Raw genomic sequence first — 4917 nt, forward strand, 5'->3', positions numbered from 1 at the left:
GACGGCGCGACCGAGGTCACCCCGGAGATGCTGCCGCTGGTCGAGCTGTCGGCTGCTGAGCTGGAGCGCCTGCTCGCCGAACTGCCCGGCGGCGCCGCCAACCTCGCCGACGTCTACCCGCTGGCGCCGCTCCAGGAAGGCATCCTCTTCCACTACCTGTTGGCCGACCGGGACCGCCACGACGTCTACGTCCTGCCCGCCGTCCTCGGCTTCGACTCGCGTGAGCGGCTGGACCGCTTCGTGGCGGCGCTGCGGGTGGTGATCGACCGGCATGACATCTACCGCACGTCGATCGCGTGGAAGGGCCTGCCCGAGCCCGTGCAGGTGGTCGCCAGGAGCGTCGAACTCCCTGTGACCGAGGTCGAGTTGTCGGCGGACGGTCCGGGTGCGGTGGAGCAGCTGCTGGCCGCGGCCGGGGCGTCGATGGACCTGGGCCGGGCGCCGCTGCTGGACCTGCACCTGGCGGCCGACCCGGCCGGTGCGGACGGCGCGGCCGGCGGCCAGCTGGCCCTGCTGCGGATCCACCAGATGGTGCGCGACCACACCACGCTGGAGGTGCTGCTGGCCGAGGTGCGGGCGATCATGGAGGGGCGCACGGCCGACCTGCCCGAGCCGCTGCCCTTCCGCGACTTCGTCGCCCAGGCCCGCCTCGGCACCGCCCGTGCGGACCACGAGAAGCACTTCGCCGAGCTGCTGGCCGACGTCACCGAGCCCACCACCCCGTACGGACTCACCGACGTCCATGGCGACGGGGCCGCGGTCGCGAGCCTCAAGCGCCCGGTGGACGAGCAACTCGCGGTGAGACTGCGGAGCTTGGCGCGGGCCCGGGCGGTGAGCCCGGCGACGGTCTTCCACCTCGCCTGGGCGCGGGTGCTGGCCGCCGTCTCGGGCCGTCAGGACGTGGTGTTCGGGACCGTCCTGTTCGGCCGGATGAACGCCGGCGCCGGCGCCGGCCGGGTGTTCGGTCCCTTCATCAACACCCTGCCCGTGCGGGTGCCGGTGGACCGGCAGGCGGTGGACGACGCGCTGTCCTCGGTGCGGCGCCAGCTCGCGGCCCTGCTGGCCCACGAGCACGCGCCCCTGGCGCTCGCCCAGCGGGCGTCCGGCGTGGCCGGGCGCGCCCCGCTGTTCACCTCGATCCTCAACTACCGGCACAACCGGATCGTGGACCCGGAGTACATCACCGGGATCGACGGCATCCGGCTGCTGGACTACCGCGAGCGCACCAACTACCCGATGACCGTCTCGGTCGACGACCTCGGCGAAGGCTTCGAGATCACCGTCGACGCGCTGGCCCCGGCCGACCCCGGCCAGGTCCTGGCCCTGCTGCACACCTGCCTGGAGAACCTGACAGCCGCCCTGGAGGAGGAGCCGGACACCCGGCTCGGCGAGATCGGGGTCGTCGACGAGGCCGCACTCGACCAGGTGCTGGCGCAGTGGAACGACACGGCCGCCGAGGTGCCGGCCGCGACCCTGCCGGAGCTGTTCGCCGCGCAGGCGGCGCGGACCCCGGAGGCCGTCGCCGTGGTCTTCGAGGACGTCGAACTGTCCTACGCCGAACTCGACGCCCGCTCGAACCGGCTGGCCCGGGCACTGATCGCCCGGGGCGTCGGGCCGGAGTCGGTGGTCGCCGTCCTGCTGGAGCGTTCCGTCGAACTGCCGACCGCGCTGCTGGCGGTGCTCAAGGCCGGCGCCGCCTACCAGCCCGTCGACCCCGGCCACCCCGACGACCGGATCGCCTACCTGCTCGCCGACACGGCGCCGGCCTGCGTGCTGACGGTCGAGGGCCTGCGAGGCAGGCTCGCGGCGGCCGGGGAACCGCGGCCGGTCCTGGTGCTGGGCGGTCCGACGAGCCCGGAGCGGGCGGCCGGGCCGGACGGCTCGCCGCTGTGGGACGACTCCCCGCTGTCGGACGCCGAGCGTCGGGGCGCGCTGCTGCCCGCGCACCCGGCGTACGTGATCCACACCTCCGGTTCGACCGGCCGCCCCAAGGGGGTGGCGGTGCCGCACGAGGGCGTCGTCAACCGGCTGGCGTGGATGCAGTCGGCGTACGGCCTGACGGGCGCCGACCGGGTGCTGCAGAAGACCCCGTTCGGGTTCGACGTGTCGGTGTGGGAGTTCTTCTGGCCGCTGCTGCACGGCGCGACGATGGTGCTCGCCCGGCCGGGCGGCCACCAGGACCCGGCCTACCTCGCCGGGGTGATCCGGGAGCGGGCCGTCACGGTGGCGCACTTCGTGCCGTCGATGCTCGACGTGTTCCTGCGGGAACCCGCAGCCGCCTCGTGCACGGGCCTGCGCGCGGTCTTCTGCAGCGGCGAGGCGCTGCCCGCCGAACTGCGGGACCGCTTCCTCGGGCTGCTTCCGGCGCCGCTGTACAACCTGTACGGGCCGACCGAGGCCTCGGTGGACGTCACCGCGGCCCGGTGCCTGGCGGACGGCCGCACCGTGGTTCCGATCGGGCGGCCGGTGGCCAACACCCGGGCGTACGTGCTCGACGAGTCCCTCCGGCCGGTGCCGGTCGGGGTGGAGGGCGAACTCTTCCTGGCCGGTGTGCAGTTGGCGCGCGGCTACGTCGGCCGAGCCGGCCTGACGGCGGAGCGGTTCGTGGCCTGCCCGTACGGGAGCGGCGAGCGGATGTACCGCACCGGCGACCGGGTCCGGTGGAACGCGGACGGGGAGCTGGAGTACCTCGGCCGCACCGACGACCAGGTCAAGATCCGCGGTCTGCGGATCGAGCCCGGGGAGGTCGCCGCCGTCCTCTCCGCGCACCCCGGTGTCGCGCAGGCCGTCGTCACCGTCCGTGAGGACACTCCCGGCGACCGGCGCCTGATCGGCTACCTCGTCCCCGCGCCGGACGGTGCGGATCCGGACGGCGCGGATCCGGGAGGGGCCGCGGCCGGCCCGCTCGTGGAGGCCGTGCGCGAGCACGCCGTCCGGCACCTGCCCGGCGCCATGGTGCCCGCCGCGCTGGTGGTCCTCGACCGCCTGCCGGTGACCGCCAACGGCAAGCTCGACCGGGCCGCCCTGCCCGTGCCGAGCTACACCACCACCGCGGACACCGGCCGGGCGCCCGCCAACGCCGAGGAGGCGCTGGTCTGCGAGGCGTTCGCCTACGTCCTCGGCCTGCCCGCCGTCGGCGTGCACGACGACTTCTTCGCCCTCGGCGGCCACTCCATCCTGGCGACCCAGTTGGTCAGCCGGGTGTGGGCGGTGTCGGGGCGGGAGCTGTCGATCCGAGTGCTGTTCGAGGCACCGACGCCGGCCAGGCTCGCAGCCCGGCTCGCGACCCAGGAAGTCACCCAGAAGTCGACCAGGCCCGCACTGCGGCCGATGCGTAAGCAGGAGGAGTCCCGATGATCCCCATGTCGTCCGCGCAGCGGCGGTTGTGGTTCCAGTGGCACGTGGAGGGCCCCAGCGCCACCTACAACATCCCGTTGGCCGTCCGGCTCACCGGCGCCCTCGACCGGGTGGCGCTGGCCGAGGCGCTCCTCGACGTGATCGAGCGCCACGAGATCCTGCGCACGGTCTTCCCGACCTCCGCGGGCGAGCCGTACCAGCGGATCCTCAAGGCCGAGGAACTCTCCTGGGAGCTCACCGTCGTGGACCCGGACGACCCGGGGGCGGACCTGCCCGCGGTGGACCCGTCCGCCGACCGGGCCGTGCAGGACCTCGCGCTCATCGGCGGTGTGAGCGGCGAACTGGCCGAGGCGGTGGCTCGCGCGGCCGGCCACGCCTTCGACCTGGCGACCGAAGTCCCGGTGCGGGCCTGGCTGTTCGCGACCGCACCCGAGGAACACCTGCTGGTCCTGGTGATGCACCACATCGCCGTGGACGGCTGGTCGATGGGCCCGCTGGCCCGCGACATCTCCGCCGCCTACGCGGCGCGGTGCGGGGGCGTGGCACCGGACTGGGAGCCGCTGCCGGTGCAGTACGCGGACTACGCGCTGTGGCAGGAGGAGCTCCTCGGCTCGCCGGAGGACCCGGAGAGCGTGCTGTCCCGGCAGGTCGCCCACTGGCGGGAGGCACTGGCCGGCGCGCCGGAGGAGCTGGACCTGCCGACGGTGCGGCCGCGCCCGGCGAAGTCCGGCCACGCGGCGCACCTGGCCGAGCTGACCGTGTCGGCCGAGGTGCACCGACGGCTGGCGGACCTGGCCGGGGAACGCGGCACCTCCCTGTTCATGGTGCTCCAGGCGGCGCTGGCGGCCACCCTGTCCCGGCTCGGCGCGGGCACGGACATTCCGATCGGCTCGGCGGTGGCAGGCCGCACCGACAAGGCTCTGGACGACCTGGTCGGATGCTTCCTCAACACCCTGGTGATCCGGACCGACCTCTCGGGCGACCCGGCCCTGGGTGACGTCCTCGGGCGGGTGAAGGAGGTCGGCCTCGACGCGCTCGCGCACCAGGACGTGCCGTTCGAGCGGCTGGTCGAGGAGCTGGCCCCGGCTCGGTCGCTGTCCCGGCACCCGCTGTTCCAGGTCGTGCTGACCCTCCAGAACACCGGGGCCGCGCTCGACCTGCCCGGTCTGCGGACCGAGGTGCTGACCTCCGGCGCCTCCGCGGCGAAGTTCGACCTGGACGTGATGGTCGGCGAGACCTTCGGCCCCGGCGGTACTCCGGCCGGCGTCCGCGGAGTGCTGAAGGCCTCCGCCGACCTGTTCGACCTGCCGACCGCCGAGCGGATCGCGGCCTCCCTGGTCCGGGTGCTGGAGGCGTTCGCCGCCGACCCGTCGGTGCGGCTGAGTGCGGTGGACGTCCTGGGTGGGGCGGATCGTCGTCGGGTGTTGGTGGAGTGGAACGACACGGCTGTGGCTGGTGTGCCGGTGTTGGTGCCGGAGTTGTTCGCGGCGCGGGTGGCGGAGTCGCCGGATGCGGTGGCGGTGGTGTGTGACGGGGTGGAGGTGTCGTTCGCGGAGTTGG

Annotated in this window: 2 protein-coding genes; both read left to right on the top strand. The window is 74.2% G+C overall.

Going from position 1 to position 4917, the window contains the following annotated elements; translation table 11 throughout:
* Positions 1–3357: amino acid adenylation domain-containing protein (locus ACIBCA_RS37080; RefSeq protein ID WP_396287593.1), on the top strand; the 3357-nt coding region annotated here is incomplete at its 5' end.
* A partial coding sequence (locus tag ACIBCA_RS37085) for a condensation domain-containing protein (RefSeq protein ID WP_396287594.1) occupies positions 3354–4917 on the top strand: 1564 nt, incomplete at its 3' end. The genes ACIBCA_RS37080 and ACIBCA_RS37085, both read left to right, overlap by 4 nt.

Source organism: Kitasatospora sp. NPDC051170, from assembly GCF_044455705.1.
Classification (GTDB): Bacteria; Actinomycetota; Actinomycetes; order Streptomycetales; family Streptomycetaceae; genus Kitasatospora.